This window comes from Candidatus Bathyarchaeota archaeon (assembly GCA_026014685.1).
Lineage (GTDB): Archaea > Thermoproteota > Bathyarchaeia > Bathyarchaeales > Bathycorpusculaceae > Bathycorpusculum.
Genome location: JAOZHW010000001.1, coordinates 38,527 through 56,617, shown reverse-complemented (window position 1 = coordinate 56,617; position 18,091 = coordinate 38,527). Strand labels below are relative to the sequence as shown.

17 protein-coding genes are annotated in these 18,091 nt (G+C 46.5%); 13 read left to right on the top strand and 4 right to left on the bottom strand.

The genetic code is table 11. The annotated features are described in order from the left end of the window. Positions 1 to 52: 52 nt before the first annotated feature. From NWE96_00255 to NWE96_00240, 4 genes are all read right to left on the bottom strand, one after another. The gene (locus tag NWE96_00255; GenBank protein MCW3982408.1) at positions 53 to 1,381 is read right to left on the bottom strand and encodes a radical SAM protein; all 1,329 of its coding nucleotides are present in this window, start codon (positions 1,379 to 1,381) and stop codon (positions 53 to 55) included. Continuing rightward, a complete protein-coding gene (locus NWE96_00250; protein MCW3982407.1) occupies positions 1,381 to 3,012 on the bottom strand; it encodes a DUF2207 domain-containing protein in 1,632 nt (543 codons plus the stop codon). The genes NWE96_00255 and NWE96_00250 overlap by 1 nt, the downstream gene beginning before the upstream one ends. Then, on the bottom strand, positions 3,006 to 3,359 hold the full coding sequence (locus NWE96_00245) for a hypothetical protein (protein MCW3982406.1): 354 nt from the start codon (positions 3,357 to 3,359) through the stop codon (positions 3,006 to 3,008). The genes NWE96_00250 and NWE96_00245 overlap by 7 nt, the downstream gene beginning before the upstream one ends. Positions 3,360 to 3,601: 242 nt before the next feature. After that, on the bottom strand, positions 3,602 to 6,166 hold the full coding sequence (locus NWE96_00240; protein ID MCW3982405.1) for a hypothetical protein: 2,565 nt from the start codon (positions 6,164 to 6,166) through the stop codon (positions 3,602 to 3,604). Between the two features lie 427 nt (positions 6,167 to 6,593). Here NWE96_00240 and NWE96_00235 point away from each other — a divergent pair, with 427 nt between their 5' ends. The 13 genes from NWE96_00235 to NWE96_00175 all read left to right on the top strand — a co-directional run bounded on the left by NWE96_00235 (position 6,594) and on the right by NWE96_00175 (position 18,089). Then, positions 6,594 to 8,120 (top strand): DNA topoisomerase VI subunit B, encoded by a 1,527-nt coding sequence (locus NWE96_00235; GenBank protein MCW3982404.1) that lies wholly within the window; start codon positions 6,594 to 6,596, stop codon positions 8,118 to 8,120. Further along, on the top strand, positions 8,101 to 9,216 hold the full coding sequence (locus NWE96_00230) for a DNA topoisomerase IV subunit A (GenBank protein MCW3982403.1): 1,116 nt from the start codon (positions 8,101 to 8,103) through the stop codon (positions 9,214 to 9,216). Before NWE96_00235 ends, NWE96_00230 begins: the two co-directional genes overlap by 20 nt. Positions 9,217 to 9,297: 81 nt before the next feature. Beyond that, positions 9,298 to 10,782 carry an ion transporter gene (locus NWE96_00225; protein MCW3982402.1) on the top strand — a complete coding sequence of 495 codons (1,485 nt, stop codon included), beginning with the start codon at positions 9,298 to 9,300 and terminating at the stop codon, positions 10,780 to 10,782. 162 nt (positions 10,783 to 10,944) lie between these two features. Next, the gene (locus NWE96_00220) at positions 10,945 to 11,100 is read left to right on the top strand and encodes a hypothetical protein (protein MCW3982401.1); all 156 of its coding nucleotides are present in this window, start codon (positions 10,945 to 10,947) and stop codon (positions 11,098 to 11,100) included. A gap of 9 nt (positions 11,101 to 11,109) precedes the next feature. Next, entirely contained in the window at positions 11,110 to 11,355 is a 246-nt protein-coding gene (locus NWE96_00215) for a hypothetical protein (protein ID MCW3982400.1), read from the top strand. A 9-nt stretch (positions 11,356 to 11,364) separates the two neighbouring features. Further along, on the top strand, positions 11,365 to 11,841 hold the full coding sequence (locus tag NWE96_00210) for a hypothetical protein (GenBank protein ID MCW3982399.1): 477 nt from the start codon (positions 11,365 to 11,367) through the stop codon (positions 11,839 to 11,841). A gap of 165 nt (positions 11,842 to 12,006) precedes the next feature. Then, on the top strand, positions 12,007 to 12,945 hold the full coding sequence (locus NWE96_00205) for a glycosyltransferase family 2 protein (protein MCW3982398.1): 939 nt from the start codon (positions 12,007 to 12,009) through the stop codon (positions 12,943 to 12,945). Next, a complete protein-coding gene (locus NWE96_00200; GenBank protein ID MCW3982397.1) occupies positions 12,938 to 13,786 on the top strand; it encodes a DUF1616 domain-containing protein in 849 nt (282 codons plus the stop codon). Before NWE96_00205 ends, NWE96_00200 begins: the two co-directional genes overlap by 8 nt. Continuing rightward, the gene (locus NWE96_00195) at positions 13,783 to 14,556 is read left to right on the top strand and encodes a CPBP family intramembrane metalloprotease (GenBank protein MCW3982396.1); all 774 of its coding nucleotides are present in this window, start codon (positions 13,783 to 13,785) and stop codon (positions 14,554 to 14,556) included. The genes NWE96_00200 and NWE96_00195 overlap by 4 nt, the downstream gene beginning before the upstream one ends. Before the next feature lie 27 nt (positions 14,557 to 14,583). Continuing rightward, entirely contained in the window at positions 14,584 to 14,823 is a 240-nt protein-coding gene (locus NWE96_00190; protein MCW3982395.1) for a hypothetical protein, read from the top strand. A 57-nt stretch (positions 14,824 to 14,880) separates the two neighbouring features. After that, a complete protein-coding gene (locus tag NWE96_00185) occupies positions 14,881 to 16,080 on the top strand; it encodes a glycosyltransferase family 4 protein (protein MCW3982394.1) in 1,200 nt (399 codons plus the stop codon). A gap of 1 nt (position 16,081) precedes the next feature. After that, on the top strand, positions 16,082 to 16,936 hold the full coding sequence (locus NWE96_00180) for a nucleotidyltransferase family protein (GenBank protein ID MCW3982393.1): 855 nt from the start codon (positions 16,082 to 16,084) through the stop codon (positions 16,934 to 16,936). After that, the gene (locus NWE96_00175; GenBank protein ID MCW3982392.1) at positions 16,884 to 18,089 is read left to right on the top strand and encodes a glycosyltransferase family 4 protein; all 1,206 of its coding nucleotides are present in this window, start codon (positions 16,884 to 16,886) and stop codon (positions 18,087 to 18,089) included. The genes NWE96_00180 and NWE96_00175 overlap by 53 nt, the downstream gene beginning before the upstream one ends. The last annotated feature ends 2 nt before the right edge of the window (positions 18,090 to 18,091 follow it).

Below are 18,091 nucleotides of genomic sequence, written 5' to 3'. Positions count from 1 at the left end.
AACTAAAAGCTTGCATGCGCTAAAAGTATTTGAGGGGTTGCTGGCTGATAAATTACGCGGTTGCACAGCCAGGGCTTTTGTTTTGAAGTTCCAGTGGGCATCCACCGCCACATACCTGCAGTTCGCGGCAGTTTCTGCATTTGTCTTCGACGTACTCGCGGTTGCGCAGTTTCTCTGCTAAGGGGTTGTGCCAGATTTTTTCCCAGGGTTCAGTAAGGATGTTTCCGAGGTTTTCGAAGTAGCTTTGGCAGGGATACACGTCGCCGTTTGGTCCCACACAGGCGTTGATGAGTGCAGCGGTGCAACTTTTAATTCCTAATCCAAGTTGAACAGGGTCTAATTCGCAGTACTGTGTTGGGGTGTACCAGAGGAACTTTAAGCCTAAAAGTTGGGCTTTCTCGCGAACCTGCGGCAGCAACGCCTTAAGCTCATCAGTGGTCAGGGCAAATTCGTCAACGTCGGGAGCCTTGCCGCTGTATATGAGGCTGTTACATCCGAAAGCGTCCACTCCCAGTTCTTTGATGTAGTCAACGGTGGTTAAGAAGTCGCCCGCGTTGTGCTTGCTCAGTGTCGTGTTGGTGGAGACGTAAATCTGTGAGTTGACAGCGTTTTTGATGCCTGCCACGGTTTCTTTCCAGCTGCCCTCTGCGCTTGTCATGGCGTCATGCACTTTGGGTTTATGCGATTCCAGCGTTATCTGGGCAAAATCTAAACCCGACCGCTCCAGCTCCGCCACGTATTCTTTGTCTTTGAGGCGTCGTCCATTAGTAATCAAACCCGTAACGATGCCTTTGTTCTGGGCGTACTGCAAAAGTTCAGGCAAGTCGTCGCGCAGTGTGGGTTCGCCGCCCGTGAACGTCAAGATGAAGACGCCGACGTCGCTGAGTTTGTCGATGGCAGTTTTCCATTGGGTAGTGGTAAGTTCGGGGGTTTGGTGGGGGCCGCCTGCGTAGCAGTGGATACAGTCGTTTTGGCATCGGAAAGTCAAAGCCACATCCATACGCAGCGGCGCCGAATACTTGTAGCTGAACGGTTCCTCTTTTTCGATTTCGAGGAACGTTATGGGGTCGATTTTTTCTGTCTGCACCAAGGTGCTTATGGTGTAGACGAGTTTTTCGTAGTCAGCTTTAGCTTTGGCTTCGTCCACGCGGTACATGCCGCGGATTTTTGAGAGAACCTCTTTTTGGGGTAAGCCCTGCATGAAGTAATATGCAAACACGGACGCAGACTCGTTGAGGTGTAAAACAGTGTTGGCGTTGATGACCAATACACCTCTACCGCCCTCTTCAATTCGAAGCTGAAGCGACATACCCGCATACTCATCTTCCCCACGGTAGCTAAAGCGTCCCGTTGGTATTTTGGGTTTTCCAAACAACCTCATTAGCGGCCACCTCCACCTGCACAAGCGCAAGCACAACTGACACAGGCGCAGGCACAAGCACACGCTGCACAAGCGCAAACGCAATCGCTTCCTTTATGGGCGGGGGCATGGCTGGCTTTGGGCGGAGGCGGCACGATGGCGTTGGCGAACTTTTCTAAGCTGACGACTATGTTGCTGGATGTTTTCTCAAGTGAAGTGGCGATGTTGTTTGCGAATTCTGCGCCGGGAATCGGGGTTGGCGTCGGTGACTGTGCGGGTGCGTTAATGTTGGGGTGAAACACAGGGTGAGGATGATAGATTGTGTAGCCGTACCACCACCAGAACCACAACGGATTAGGCTGGAAGGGACGGTCGCGGAACACGGTTTCGGTGCGTACGCGTTGGTTTGGGTCCATCATCAACCAAAGTAGTTCCTTGTCGTAGGCGTTGGATGCTAACTCGGGGGTGCCTGCCTGCTCCACCTGCGCCCACGCCTTATCCACGATTTTACGGTAATAATCCACAGTGTCTTTTCGGCTATAACCCTCTAGCTTCTTTTCCACCGTATCCCGCAGAAACATAATCGCCTTTGCCAGTTTCTCCTCATCCAATGAACCATCGGCTTTGAGGGCTTGGAGGAAGTCGATTTCGTAGTAACGTAACGGGCTCTCTTTGGTTCCTGTCTTGTTCTCGTAGGGCGGCAACACTTTGAGTTTAAGTGAGGGTTTGGTTTCTTCTGCCCACACTGCCCGCTTCTGTAAGAGGCTATAGAGTATGGCTGTGACCAACTGGGGAGGCTTGAGGCCTAAGAGGTAAGCGGCTTCGACCGCGGTTAAACCCCGCTTTACGCCCAAGGTTTCCATGCTGACTTTTGGGGATTGATAGCTGCTTTTGCTTAGTTTGTAGATGATGAATATAAAAATCAAGATAGCGGCAAAGAAACCAATAACGCCCAGCACCAAAAACAAAGAATCCAAATCAAAGCCGTCGCCGCTTCCGCCTTGGCTGCTTGGCGTATAGTTAGGTAGGGCTGCTGCTGGGAAAGAAACACCGATCATAAACCGCTCATTCGCCACCAGAGAGGGCTTTTCCCAGTAAACCGCCAACCTTCCTTCAACCATAGAGGTGCCGTTGTAGAAGACCTCGGTAGTTTTCACGTCAGCAGTGGATACACCTGGGGGCAATACGATTTGGATACGCACATCACTAATCGGGGTGTCGCTTATCCACTGCGGAAGGAATTGCATGCCATAGTTGCCGGGATTTGTGGTGTCATTGTATATCATGCCTGCCACATTGGTGGTGATGGTATACCAGATGCTTTCTCCTGCGTTTATTTGCTGCTTAAAATCAACTGAGGCCACGTCAGGGGTATAACTATAAGTGCGAAGCTGATTTCCGTATTGATCAGTGGCTTGGCCGATGGTGAAGTCACGGTTAGGTTGCCCCACATCAAACGCGGTTAGCCTGCCTTGAGTCACGGTTATACTCATGTTGTAGGTTAAATCTATGGTGCCGTCGTCGTTGATGAATATCTGCACCCATTCATGATTCACAGTGTAGAGGTTGCTTTGTGCTTGAGCTAAACCAGCAGTTGACGAAACCAAACAAACAGCCAAAAACGCAACAAAGAAGCCAGCGCGGGTCACCATTTTGGTTCCTCAGCCACCTCAAAAGTCGTGCCGCAGTAGGGACACTTCACGTATGGTACGCCTGAGACGATTTTGATTTGATCAGCGTTAATGGATGCTCCACAGTTTGGGCATTTGATTTGAGCTGCTTTCATTTCTCCCGAAAGCTCAACCCGCTGGATGACGGTTTTGGGTTTGCGGGTGAGGTAGTATACTGCTGCGATGGTTGCCAATCCGATGGCGAAGAGCACACCGCTGGTTACAAGCCGCGAGGTCGTTGCTTGAACAGAAGCCGCAAGTGCAAAGATGACTGCAAAAAAGAAACAAACCACAACCACGATGCCGCCGATAACTGTAACAATTCGCATAACTAGTTGCTTGTTAGGCTTGAAGATTTAAACCTAACCCTGAGCGGTAGTTTGGTTCAATCTAAAATTTCGTGAGGCCACTTTGAAGTGAACCAATAGTTGAACCCTTCATTGAATCTATATATAGAACAAAACCCGTTAAACCTCCTCTTTAAGGATCAAAAACTGGTTGCTATCTTGAGTTTTACCGATAAATAATAAACAAAAAAATAAAGAGGGATTAGTTGTTTTGTTTTTTTAGTTTACTTCTTTCTTAGGATCAGTAAACCAACTACTGCGATAGCGATGATGATGGCGATTGTACTTGCGACAAGGTACATTTCTGTGGGTGGCGCTGCAACTTGAGTTTGTGTTGGCGCTGGCGTGGGTGGCTCTGTTGCGGTAAAGAATGCTTCATCTGATGAACCGTAGTAAGATTCTGAACCTGCGAAGGTTGCGATAACTTTGAAGTCGCCGGGGATGTCGGGTGTCCATGTGAAGCCGAATTTGCCGTTTGCGTCGCTGGTGACTGTGCCGATGTGGCGGTAGTTGCCGTTTGCGTCGATGACATCAAGCGAGATGGGTACACCTTTGGTGTCAGTTGGTTTTTCTTGCTGCATGTAAACGTATTCCATGTAGGGCGTCATGCTTTCGTCTGCGACTGCTGGTAAGCCGTTGGGGAATCTTGCTGCGGTGGCTTCTTGTTTTGAGCCAGATGAGATGTCGTAGATTGAACCGCTGATCGTTATCGGTGTGGCGGTGGTTACGCCGACTGAGGGTGCATCAACGTTAAGTTTTGTTGGTCCTTTACCCCATGCGTAGAGTTGGTTGTCGTAGGCGTTTAATGTAACCATAACACCGTCTGCAATGGCGGGTGCACTGGTTACGTCGAAAGCCTCAATCTGCCAGACTAGTGAACCATCGGTTATGTTGATGGCTAATTGGTGTGCTTGATGGAAGAGTGGTGGGCTGTACATGTGGCCTTCTGGGACGAAGAGTTTGCCGTCAGCGATGGTTCCTACAGTGAAAGTCCACAGCGAGTTTGCGCCGTAGGGTGACTCGTAGCCTGCAGGTGGCGTGTGGTATTCCCAGAGTATTTTGCCGTCGGATTGTCTTATAGCGTAGACGTCTCCACCGTATGTCCAGAGGTAGGTTGCGCCATCAGCGAATATGTAGTTCATGCCGAGTGAGGCATAGGGGCTGACGTTTGGTAAATCAATTGGTCCCCATACTTTATTGCCTGTTTTGAGGCTGTATCCGGTGGCTATTAATGCTGCTTGGTCAAATTCTATCCAGATGCCGTCTCCTGCGCCTGTTGAACTGAAGAGCACTCTTGAGTTCATGACTTCGGTGCGGTTCAGTGGTCCCCAAAGAAGTCGCCCGTCGGTTCTGCTGTATCCTGCTTGTATGATCCAGCCTGCTTGGAAGTATGAGCTACCTGCAACGCTTGATTGTGTCATTAATATGTAGTCGTCAGAAATTGCCGATATGCCCAACGTTATTGGGTTGCCTTGGAATGTTGTGTTGATGGGTGCAGTCCATTGTATGCCATATTTGAAGTCGATGGTTCTGCCTTGTGCGGGTCTCCACATCCAGTTATCTGCTGGGGATGTGCCTCCACCGTAGTAGGTTCCGCCTTGGCCGATGTTTATGCATCTGGTGGAGTTCCACACGTTTAGGTATCTGCCTGTGCTGTTGGAGCTGACGTAGTAGCCGACTAGGTTGCCTCCTTCATCTGAGGTTAGCTGCATGGATGTTGCGTTGACTATACTTAGTATGTAGGTTCCAGTTAACGCATCCCACATGTTATATTGGGTTTGTGTCGCTCCTAATCCGCCTTGTCCCATTGGAACTGACCACAGGTAGGCTAAACCGCCGTATTGGTTTGGTGTAATCATGTTGAGAATTTGTCCACATCTTAGGATGTCTGTGGTGTTCTTGGTCCATATGGTTTCTCCAGTCTTCAAGTTGATGGCTTTCCATCCTGTGTAGTGGGTTGAGCTGCCTGGGAATTCGGTGTAGTAGAGGATGCCGTTCATTATTATAGGTGCAAATTTGGGTTCATACTGCGAGGTTGAGTAATAGTTACCCGTGAGTTCGCCGCCGTATTCGCCGCCGATTGTGCCGCCGAACGCTGCAACTTTGGTCCACAATATGTGGGCTGTGTTTGGTGCGGTGGTGTAGGGGTTGTAGTTTCCGTTTATGCTACGCATGCCCGTTGCTGCAAAGGTTGAGGGTGCTAGACCCAGCCAGTTCCCAGCAATGATGTACCATGCGTTGTTCTCAGCGTAGATGGGGCGTGTCCAGTATTCGGTCGGAAGCGCCGCTTGTGGGGCATATGGGATTGGGTCTTCTTGGACTGTCAAAACATATTTTTTGCTCTCACTTGGTAAGAAAGTGTCGTTGACGAACGCGTTTGTGACGGTTGTTCCAGGCGCTGGGTTGAGTCCTTTTAGTACGTCGCCTCCGAAGAAGCATTGGAAGGTGTAGTTGCCTGTTTGTGTCGGGGTATAGGTAGTGAATGTTCCGCCTGTTGTGTCAGATTGATATGGTCCAAGTCTTTCAGTGGTTCCGTCGGGTTTTGTGATTAGGACGGTGAGGTTTGACCAGCGGTCTCCGTACTGTGCGGCTGCGGTCGGTGGGGGTGCGTTTATCCAGAAGTTGACGTTGACTGTTTGCCCTACTCCGATTGGGTTAGGGGAGACTACGATGTAGGCGTATGTAGGAATTTTCCATGGAGGGTCGTGTGCTGTTGCGATCATCATCATTGGACTTGCAATCAAAAATACTGCTAAAACTGCAACAACTAAGGGTTTTAGTTTTTGCATTTTTCGTTTTCTCCTTAATTGAGTCAAAGCCTTAGCCCTGACTCAACATTTCTGGTATTGTTTGTATCCCAATATAACACTTTCTAATAATGCAGTTATGGCTGATTTATTCTGCAAAAGTTAGCTGAAAACCGTTTTTAAGTTAAAATATGCGGTAAAATTATGTCATAAAGTGCGGGTTTTTGGCTATTCTAAACCCATTTTTTTGGCAGTTAACTTGCTGATTCTATTTAACTATCACCCTAAAAATTCAAAGATTTAAAGATTAATTTAACATTTTCATTTCAAAACATCCCATCTAACCATGTTGACGGAGCACTGAAAAACCGTACTTTTTAACCATACAGTGCAGTTAACTTAAAGAACCACCGACAAATATACTAAGCACTCTGAAAAAAATAAACGGGGAACGTGGTGTAAGCAGCAAGTGGCACAAGCAACCTTTGAAGAGATGAGTGCATCCGACTTCTTCTACCGCAACCGAGACATCGCAGGCTTATCAAACCCCTCACGCAGCGTATTCGTCGCCATACGCGAAGCAGTAGAAAACAGTCTGGACGCTGCAGAAAGCCAAAAAATCCCCCCAGACATCTACGTGCGCTTATCCTTCGAATCCGAAGCAACCAAAGACACCCAAGTCTACAAGCTTCGAGTCGAAGACAACGGCAGCGGCATTCCCCCGCGATTTATACCGTCAGCTTTTGGTCAAGTGCTCTACGGCAGCAAATACAAACTCAAACAAGCCAGAGGAACCTTCGGTTTAGGCGGCAAAATGGCTGTCCTCTACGGACAAATCACTACACACCAGCCAGTCCTTGTAACTTCAAGTACTGGGCAAGAAAAAATCTACAGTTTCAAATTAATGATCGACATACAGCGGAACAAACCCATCATATTGGACCGCAAAGTTCTAATAAACAAGGACAACTGGCACGGCACCATAATCGAATTCAGCTTGGAAGGCGACTACCTTCGCGCCATGCCAAAAATCATCGAGTACTTTAAACAAACCGCCATGGTCAACCCATACGCCAACCTCACTTTCGTTGACCCAAAGGGCAGGCTCTACAAGTTTAAACGGGCCACAACAACCATGCCTGAGCCGCCTAAGGAAACAATGCCTCATCCATACGGTGTAGACGTGGAGCTTTTGCAGAGGCTTATACAAATTACAGAATTTACTAACATGTCTACTTTTCTGAGGGGTCACTTCCACCGTGTTGGCGAAATTACTGCACGGAATTTCCTTGAATTCGCAGGCATACCCGCTAACAAGAACCCTAAGAAACTCACGCATGAAGAAATCGTTCGGTTGATGCAGAACCTCAAAAAATACAAAGACTTCTTGCCTCCTGATGCGAGCTGTCTCTCCCCACTTGGTGAGGAGCTTCTCAAGGCAGGTGTTATGAAGGAACTTAACCCTGAGTACTTGGTTGTGCATCAGCGGAAACCGTCAACTTATGCGGGTCACCCCTTCATCGTGGAGATGGCTATGGCTTACGGTGGCGGTGTACCTAAACGTTCCAACTTTGTTATCTACCGTTTTGCCAACAAAATCCCCCTGCTCTACGATGAAGCAAGCGATGTGGCTTACCGTGTTATCTCGAACATGAATTGGAAACGCTACAAAGTGCAGCCTGAAATGCCCATTGCCATCGTTGTGCATATCTGTAGCACAAAAGTTCCCTACAAAACTGTGGGCAAAGAATTCATCTCTGACCGCCCCGAAGTTAGGCGCGAAGAAGCTAACGCGATTCGTGAAGTTGCACGGCAGATTCAACATTTCCTCGCAAGACAGGAGCATGTGCATAACGAGAAGAAGCGTCTGGGTATATTCAGTAAGTATCTTCCTAAAATCGCGGAATTCTCCACGACCCTTGCGGGTGAAACCAAAAAGCCCGACATAGAAAAACTGCTTAAGAGTGTACAGAAGTATGGCGCAGAAGAAGATTAAAATCGCAGAAAAAAGGCAAGAAGTCCTTAACAGTTTAAAGGGCTTTGGGGCTAACATCTACAAACAGCTCGAAGAAGGCCAGTTCCCCACGGTTACGATGCCCAGTCGCAGCACCGAAAACATCGCTTACGATGAAAAACTGCGTCAATACGTTCTAGGAGAAAAATGCGTCGGCAGAAGCGCACGAAACATTCGCCACATAAAACCCTTCACACAATTGGCTTGGGTGGCAATGTTTAGCAACGAATTAACCAGCCAACGCAAAACATCCACGCTCAGAGATGTCTACTACTCGGCTCAAGCTTACGAGATGACTTTTCAAGATCAGCAAGAATCAAACAACATCATCACAGACCTTGAAACCCTCACTGGTTTTGCAAGGGAAGACTTCAACGTGTTCCCAGAGGAACGCAGCGCAATCTTCGGCGACCTCGACATCGCCTACACGGTGCCAGGTTACGAAGGAAAAACTGTGAATTTGACCAATCACCCCGACGGCGTACTCATCGGTCCAGCGGTAACTTCATCCGAATTCATCAAAACCAGCGCCGACAAAGTCATAGCCATCGAGAAAGGCGCACTCTTTACCAGATTCATCGAAGAAAGCGTCCACAGCAAACACAAATCTCTCCTAATCGCCTGCGGTGGACAAGCTCCCAGACAAACCCGCAGCTTCATCCGCCGACTCCACGACGAACTCAACCTGCCGGTCTACATCTTAACCGACGGCGACCCATGGGGAATGCACATCGCGCAGGTCATCATTTCAGGCTCAGCCAACGCGGCCCACCTAAGGGACCTAAACACTCCAGACGCGGTTTGGAGTGGGGTTTGGGCAAGCGACATAGTTGAATACAAACTGCCAACAGACCCCCTTGATGAAGTGGACATTAAACGTCTATATGAGTTGCAGAGGGATCCAAGGTACCAAAATGACCCTGTTTGGCAACGTGAAATCAAGATGTTTCTAAAAATCAAGCGTAAGACGGAGCTTGAAGCTTTCAGCAGGTACGGTTTAACCTACATTGTGGACGAATATTTGCCTACTAAGCTGGAGCAGAAACCGAACTTGGATAAAAACGGCAAGAAAAAGTAAACCTCTACTGTAAATAAAACGGGTGTGCTTTAGCGAATAGTTTATCAGCCATCACATCAGTAAAACGCTATAGGCTTAACAATGCCCCAAACTCAGTCCCCTAGCAAATCAGATGCTGCACTTCCCAGGTCACTATTTGCCCCCAAAAAAGACCCCCGCGCGGACATCCGAGAGATGGCGAACGACATTTTCTCAGATAAATTCATGATCGCTCTCTCCCTTATCGTCGTACCCATCATTTTAGTTCCATTTCTCTTTGAACTCGACGCCACTGCCCTTAGCTTTCTAGAAATATGCGATTGGATTATCGTCATCTTTTTCGTGTCAGAGTACGCAATCAAACTATACGCCGCCCAAAACCGCTGGCAACACTTCAAACAACCTTGGCACTTGGTCGACTTGGTTATAATTGGATTGCCCTTTGTCCAGTACCTATCGCTCTTTGGGCTTGCTATGACAGGGTCGCCGTCTTTGCTGCTTAGACTTCTACGTATCCCACGGGCGTTTGCAGTGGGTAGCCGAGCTATAGCAGGCAGAAGAAACGGAGCAGCCGCTCAGTTAAAAATGGAGGCAGTGGGACCAGAGACCGTTATCCGCCAAATCGACTCTGACCTGCAAACAAAACACAATCTTTCATGGGATGAACTCAAAGAGCACATATCTGATGTCAACCGTGAAGAGTGGCTTGACCTCCACTACGTCTCTGATGCAGGGTTTGCTAAACTCAGCAAAATACTCAGCATAGCAGAACCACACTTCAAAAGCGCCTTAGTGGACGACATCTACCCGCACATCGACTATGTTCAGAAGGCTTCGTTTATTTTTCTCCAATCAGGTAAGATAGTCTACCCCGAGCACGCGGAAAACTTTTTAACAATTTCCCGCTCAGGCGTTATTGTAATCTGTAGCGGCTCCAAAATCATAACTGTTTCACGCCACAATGTTGACTTAATTGAAAAAGTTTTGCCTTCAATTAAACAGTCATCGAAAGGTGACTCTTTTGTTGTTCCCGTACTGTACAGCATCCTTGAGTACATGTTAAACGATTACCGCGCGATTCTCTCTGAAATTGAGCTAGAGATTCTAAAAATTAGCAGTACACCCCGCTCGAAATTGCCCAAAGACTTTTTGGAACGGATCTACCAGCTGGATAAGGAAGTTGCAAGGCTTGTTTCGAACCTTTTACACTTTAAAGATATGCTGACAATCATCACTTCTAAGAGGGTTCCTCTTAAGGGGTTTGATGAGGAAAAAGAGGAATCCTTCCAGATACTTCAGGACAACGCAGAGTACCTAAACGAAATGTCACATGACCTCATCGAGAATCTGCGTTCGATGATTGACCTCTACATCAACCAAACCTCTTTTGAAGCAAACAAGATACTGAAAATACTTGCAGTGATTACCGCGATTTCGGTGATTCCCACGGCGATCAGCGGCATTATTGGGGCGAACCTTCTTGATATGCCCTATGGCGCTTATTTGTGGCAGGTCGTCTTCGTTATTGCTGTTGCTATGGCTTTTGCTGCGTATGCGTTTGTCAAGTTGGGTTGGCTTAAAACATAGTTTTTTGTTTCTTTTTGTTTTTATTTTTTTGTTTGTTGATGTTGGTTTTTTAGTTTTTCTTTTGTTGCGTTTTTGGTGGTGTTTGGTTTTTTTGGCAAATTATATATACCACTTGTTTACCAAATAGTTACCGTTTGTCTGCCAAAGATTGAGGGATATGGTTTGGAATCGCAATATCAAGTCCTAAAGGTAACAAGATGCAAACACAGAACCCGCAAAATAGCTTGGTGCAACAAACTCCAAAAATTCTGCGACGCACCCAACGAATACACCCGATGCTTAACCTACCAACCCAAAATCGAGTACTCAAAATTTTAAGGCGATTTAATGATAAAAACCGAAAAAACTCAAATGCCTACTGCAGAAGCAGAACCTCTCTGCATCGGAACAAAGATAGGTCAATGTGACATCTGCAAAACTACCAAAAAAGTATACCTATTAAAATTCGGCTTCACCCTCTGCGAAGAATGTCTAGACATCTGCACAATGCTACTTGAACAAATCCAACAAATCGAAGAAAACCAGCAGACAACCGTGAATACTCCAACTTTTGTCAAGCCAAAACTTGCCTGAGGTAACCCGATGAAAAAATCGACAATTGCGAGTGAATTTAAAAACACTGCTGACTCCGCTCTCAATAATGAAGATATCTCTGGTATGATTAAAAAGGGCGGAAAACGTTTTCTATTAACGCTGAAACAGAAATCTATCCGCAGCAACAACTCTTGGTTCCGTCTTTTAAGTGTTGATAAACGGAGACTAATCGATGCTGTTATCCAGACCGTAGATCAAGTGAAAAGTGCCCTTTTGATAAAAATCCTGTCTCCACTTGCAGAGAAATTGCTACAAGCCATAGGTGGTTTAGCTGGATTAATGGGGAAATTAAATTTCACCATGACAACCTTTGCTCAATTTTTAGCTAAAAGAATCAGTCAAATAGCCCAAAAGTGGGGCAACAAGTTAGCGGCCTCCTGGGCAAGTGACCGTGGATTCATTCGCTTCTTGGCAGTTACTGACATGAATGACCTTCCAATGTTTCGAGCAAGCACCAAAGTATGAATGCATGGACCGCACCTGTGGACAACTCATCGTTTGCTCGGTCAGGTCGGGGTGTGAAAGGGTTGAGCGATAATATACTCCTCTTTATACTCCTTAACTCCGCCGTGATGAAACCCCACAAAGCCTCCGGCCACCCTCAAGAGTTACCTCACGAATGAGTGGTTAATGTATTCTGAAACTCTTTCCCATCCAGTAATCACAACCACCTTACATGTAGAAAAGGACCAAGTTACCGTAGTGATCCCCGTAAAAAACGAAGAACTCGCCATCAGCAAGGTCATAGATGAATTAATCGACGAAGGATACCGCAATTTACTGGTAATCGACGGCTACTCCGCTGACCACACCCCCCAGATTATCCAAAACAAAATCGGGGTAACCTTTATTCAGCAACATGGAAAAGGCAAAACAGGCGCCATAAAAACCGCCATAGAAAACGTCACAACCCCCTATCTGGTAATTATTGACGGCGACTGCACATACCAAGCCAAAGACATACAGCGCCTACTAACCCACTGCAAGAACTACGCGCAAGTCATAGGCGTCAGAGATCGAAACAACATTAGCAGAACGCACCGTCTGGGCAACTGGATTATCACTAAATCATTCAACCTCTTGATGGGCACCCACCTCTCAGACATATGCTCAGGCATGTACCTACTAAAAACTGACGTCGCTAAAAACCTTGAACTGGGAACAAAAAACTTTTCAACAGAAGTAGAAATTGCCGCTCAAACAGCAGCTGAACACCAAGTAACTGAAGTTCCCATAGGCTACAGAAAACGCGTAGGAAAAGGCAAACTTTCATGGCGCAACGGCTTTGGAATCTTGTCCTCAGTTTTCAAGTTAGCCCGCAAATACAATCCCATCCTGCTATTCTCCGTCGTCTCTATGCTAGCAATAATACCCGCTGCTGGTTTACTCGGTTGGGTTATCTATAGACAGATATTCTTCGGCATCTGGCACAGCGGCTGGGCACTCATGGGCGTTATGTTGCTACTTTTCGCCTCTCAAGCCTTAGCCGTCGCCAGCATGGTTCTCGTCCTAAAAAGAACCGAAAAAAGGCTCATCCAGAGAATCGAAAAAGGCAAAAGATTTGATTAACATCAAAACAATTCAAGATTTGCTTCTCATAGACGCTTTATCCGTCGCCTTTTTGCTCACTGTTACTTTGGTTCCTGATTCTTCCATCCGCACGGTACTTGGTTTGCCCTTTATTCTCTTCTTCCCCGGATACGTGTTAGTTGGTGCGTTATTCCCCGCTAAAGCTCAACTCGATTTAACAATGCGCATGGTACTTAGCGCCTGTCTAAGCATAGCTATCGCGCCGTTAATCGGGTTATGCCTAAACTATTCGCCCTTTGGAATTACATTAGTGCCTCTTGTTGTATCGTTGTTTTGCTTTACGGGTTTGCTGTCGATGGCGGCATTTTTGAGACGAAAAAACCTGCCGCTTGAACAAACAGCCTACTTTAAACATAACTTTGCGTTGCCAAAATGGGGTGTTATGACCCAGACTGACAAAATTTTCTCGATTGCCATAATCGTTGCGTTAGTTTCCATTGTTGGTTTCGCCTCTTTCCTTGCAGTAAACCCCAAAATCGGTGAACGTTTCACTGAATTCTACGTGCTCGGCCCCAACGGTACCCTGTCGGATTACCCCGTAAATCTAACTCTTGGCCAGACAGGTACCGTCATATTGGGATTAAATAACCATGAATACCAAAACGAAACCTACACCATAACTGTACAGCTAGAAAACCAAACCCAAACAAAAATAGAGAACATACATGTGCCTGATAACACGAATTGGACCCAACCCTACACCTTCAAAGCTGAAAAAACAGGCAATGCAATGAAACTTGAGTTCCTCCTATACAAAGAAAACATCCTCGAACCCTACCGCATCCTACACCTATACCTAACGGTAAAGCCACCCGAATGAACGCAACTGTGGAACTAAAAATATTCCTATTCTACTTAGCCACTTTAGTAACGGCTGAAATCGTAACGTCACTTGTAAGCGCCGCTTATGGGCTCTTTATTCACTCCGTTTTGCTTGTTACCTTGATCGGTTTATCAGCGGTTTGGCTGAAAAGTCACCATTCATCAACGTTCTTTTTATGTCTATCAATCGCTCCCCTGATCAGAGTATTCAGCCTCTCTCTACCTCTAGAGTATTTCCCTTCATATGCCTGGTACCTAATTGCAGGTATACCGATGTTGGCTGCCGCCCTCACCGTTATCCGAATTAAAGGCTTAACCAGAAAAGACGTAGGGTTAACTGTCAAAAAACCTTGGGTACAAATTGCCATAACATTCACAGGTATACCCTTCGGAATCATGGAGTACTACATACTCCAACCTGCACCAATTACCGGCGGTTTTGCTGTTTTAGCTTTACTGCTTCTCGCAATGGGTTTTATTGCCGCAACAGGCTTTGTCGAAGAACTGGTTTTTCGCGGTGTATTCCAGAGCAGTGCCGTTAAAACATTCGGGCCGCGAATTGGTTTGCTGGTGGTAGCTGCAGTTTTTGCAGTTCTGCACATTGGGTGGCTGGATTTAGTTGACGTTGTTTACGTTTTTGTTATCGGTTTATTTTTTGGAGTTTTGACGTTGAAAACTGGTAGTATTGCGGGTGTTAGTTTGTCACATGGGTTGACGAATGTTTTTCTGTTCCTGGTTATGCCCTCCATAACCCTTATAAGCGTCTGACAGCTAATTAGTGTCTGGTTGTCTGCCATGATCTCAACTGTAACCACAACAACCGTAACAACAATCGTCACTTTAACAACAGGCGCAAGCATAGGCGTGATAGCAACCATGCTGCTGGTGACATTGTTGGGCACACAGGAAGTCGTCTCATCCGACAAACGTCTTCCCTACAAACTACTTGGCAAACACCTAAACGTCAGCATACTGCCCCTATCCATAGTTTTCGCCTTGATTGTCATTTTCAAAGTGCTTGAAGTGCTTGCCTGAGCCGAACTCGAATAGCTCTACCTTGACATTTTTCGTCTGACCAAAATGAAAGTTTGTATGCTCGCTCCAGAGTTCCCCCCCGTATGGGGCGGCGTAGGCACATACACCGTAGAACTCATCCGCAACCTACCCCACAACATCGAAGTCCACGTAGTAACACCCATGCGGTTAGGTTTTAGCGGCGAAACTTTAAATCAAAATGAAGACTTTCTGCAGTTTTTAGGTAAAAACATCAAAGTTCATTTTGTAAGCAAAGCAACAGACACTTTCCTCTATAACGCCTCCTTCCAGTATGCCTGTTTAAGAACTGTTCCGAAGTTGATAAAAGAAGAAAACATAGACCTCATACATTCACATGCAGCTCACATGCCCGATCTACTTTTGAGAACCTTGGAGAAAAGTGCTCCAACCGTAACCACAGTTCACACCACAATTACGGGGCAACGAGCAGGAACCAAAGCAGCTCACGCGGCTTTCAAGGATCTCGAGTTCTCCGAAAAAATGACGCTCTTAACATACCCACTTCTCTACTTCATAGACAACCTATACTTTTCAAAAAGCGCCCTCTACATCACGCCTTCAAACTGGATGAAGACCACCCTACTCAAGGGGCACCCGAGCCTAAACAAAAACGTATTCGTTATTCCCCACGGCATAGATACAACCCATTACAGGCCGATTGTGGAGAAACATTGTAAAGACAAAAACGTAATCTTATTCGTGGGCAGATTGATTGCTCTAAAAGGCATCTTTAATCTCATATATGCATTGCCCATAATCCTAAAGGAACACCCCGACACAATCGTGCTCTTTGTGGGGCCAGGCGATAAAGAACCCTACATCAAAGAACTCAACCGATGCGGCGTCCCCTCTTCCAGCTACCAGTTCCTGGGGCACAGCGACAAGAAAACCCTACTGTACTACTACAATATTTCCGACGTCTATGTTTTGCCGTCTTTCAGCGAGAGCTTTTCACTTACTCTCCTCGAAGCCATGTCCTGCGGAGTCCCCGCAGTTGTAAGCAACGTCGGCGGACCGTCAGAAATCATAAAAAACAACTTCAACGGCGTGCTGGTCGAACCAGGAGATGTCAAAGCCCTCGCGGAGGCAATCATTTTTCTGCTTGATAACAACAAGATTCGGCGGCGTATAGGTAGAGAAGCAAGGCGAACCATAGAGGCAAAGTACAGTTGGCGTATGGCTGCCATCAGAACCGCGTTAATCTACAACTACACATTCAAAACCACTTCAGCTTAAGATGAATATAACTCAAAAACTTATGACTTCACTTGCAGATAATACGTCGCCTACAGTGGCTGATTCACCGCTACTTAGGGGGCACGCCAAAAAAAACAAGGTTCTACTGCAGTATCTGCGAGCGGTAGCGATAGATGATGACCAGAGACAAACCCAAGAGCAGGGGCTAAAAAAAATCTACAATGCCTTAATCGAGTTGGCAAGTCAAATCAGCCACCTCGACTACGCAGTCATCAAGTTCTTCAAGCCCATAGCGTATCTGCCTTCAGACATAGATTTACTGCTCAAAAAAGACCACCTGCCAAACCTATCCAGAATCCTCCACGCCCTGGGATACCGAGAGACTGTTTCTGAACCCAACTGTGTAACTTTCGAGGGAAAAGCAGTAGTTGATGTTTACCTGAACCCTGACGCCTTCAACGTACCCTACATAGATGGGGCGCTTCTCCTAAATTATACCTCAACAACAAAAATTGCCGGCATCACGGTTAAAAAATTGCAAAGCGACGCAGAAGTTGTTATAGTTGCTTCGCATGCAGTCTACAAAGAACAAATCATAACCCTAAACGATTATTACTTCATAAAAAGTTCCCTATCAACTACAAGTTTCGAGATCGCTAAAAAATGCCACGTCTGTGATGCATTAGATTACGTCGTTGAAGTGTTTGAGGCGGTTGAAAACGGCAAAGTTAACCTTCCCTTTAAAATAGGTGTTGGGCGTTCTTCAAAGTTTTTCCTCCAAAAGATAACTGTGGACTCATTTTCTCGAAAATCCCTGCCTTTAGTGTGCTTTAAAATTCTCGATGGCAGATTGTCAACGTTGGTTCGCTGTAGACTCCGAAGGCAAACCTACTAACTTGAAAATCGCCTACGTCACGCACAACTACACACCCTTCATCGGTGGAGTGCAATATGTCGTGGAGCAAGTTGCAGTCGAGTTTGCTAAACGAAACCACTCCGTTGAAGTGCTAACCTTAGCACCATTATTAAATTCCCTTCCAAGCGTAGAGAAAAGAGACGGCTACTTGATACGAAGGTTCACAGGTTTGAATCCAGCCAACTCCTACTATGTACCAACTTTTTCTTTCTTTAAGGCGCTCGTTAAACTTGAAGCCGACGTTGTCCATGTTCACGTGGTTCACTCGCTGGTTCCTCTCACGGTTTTTTTGGCAAAAAAACTAAAGCCCAAATGGAAACTCGTTGTTTTAACTCCGCATTTCCATGATGTTGGTTTTAGTTGGCATAGCAACTTGGCGTGGCTTTTCTACAGGCCCCTTCTTAAAAAAATAGTTGCTGTAGCGGATGTGGTTCATTCAATTTCAGACCATGAACGCTCGATGCTAAAACAACGGTTAGACCTCAACGGTGTCCTTATTCCTCACGCTGCCTCAGACGACACGTTCGCTTTTTCGTGGCAGCCTCCAAAGGTTTTAACCGTAATCTACCCGGGGCAGTTGCTGCAGTACAAACGAGTCGACATAGTCATCAAGGCTGTAAGTTTAATAGCAAAAACCAAGCAGGTAAAACTGCAGATAGTTGGAAGCGGGAAAGAAAAAAAGAAACTCCAAAAGTTAGCTCAAACCCTAAACGTGGATGTTGACTTCGTAAAACCGTTAAACCGCAAAAAATACCTAACCCACGTGGCCACCAGCAGTGTTATGTGTTACCTTTCAGAGTCAGAAGCCTTCTGCATAACTGCCCTTGAAGCCGTCGCAATGGGTGTGCCGCTTGTTGTAGCTAAGCCTTGGGGAAACTTTTTCCAAAGATACCCAAACGTAAAAGTCGTATCGGCAAAGCCAACGCCTCACGAGGTCTGCGACGCAATTCTGTCCCTTAACTCTGCTTTACCCAGAGTCCCCCAAAAAGTATCCACTTGGAGCGAAGTGGCCTTAACGCTGGAAGAACTCTACACACAGAACCTCCACGGCCCATCACCTTCTATGAATAATTTTGTTGGTTGCCCTCCACAGTTGGAATCAGAGCTTTTTGCCCAAAGTCAAATGAGCTAAAA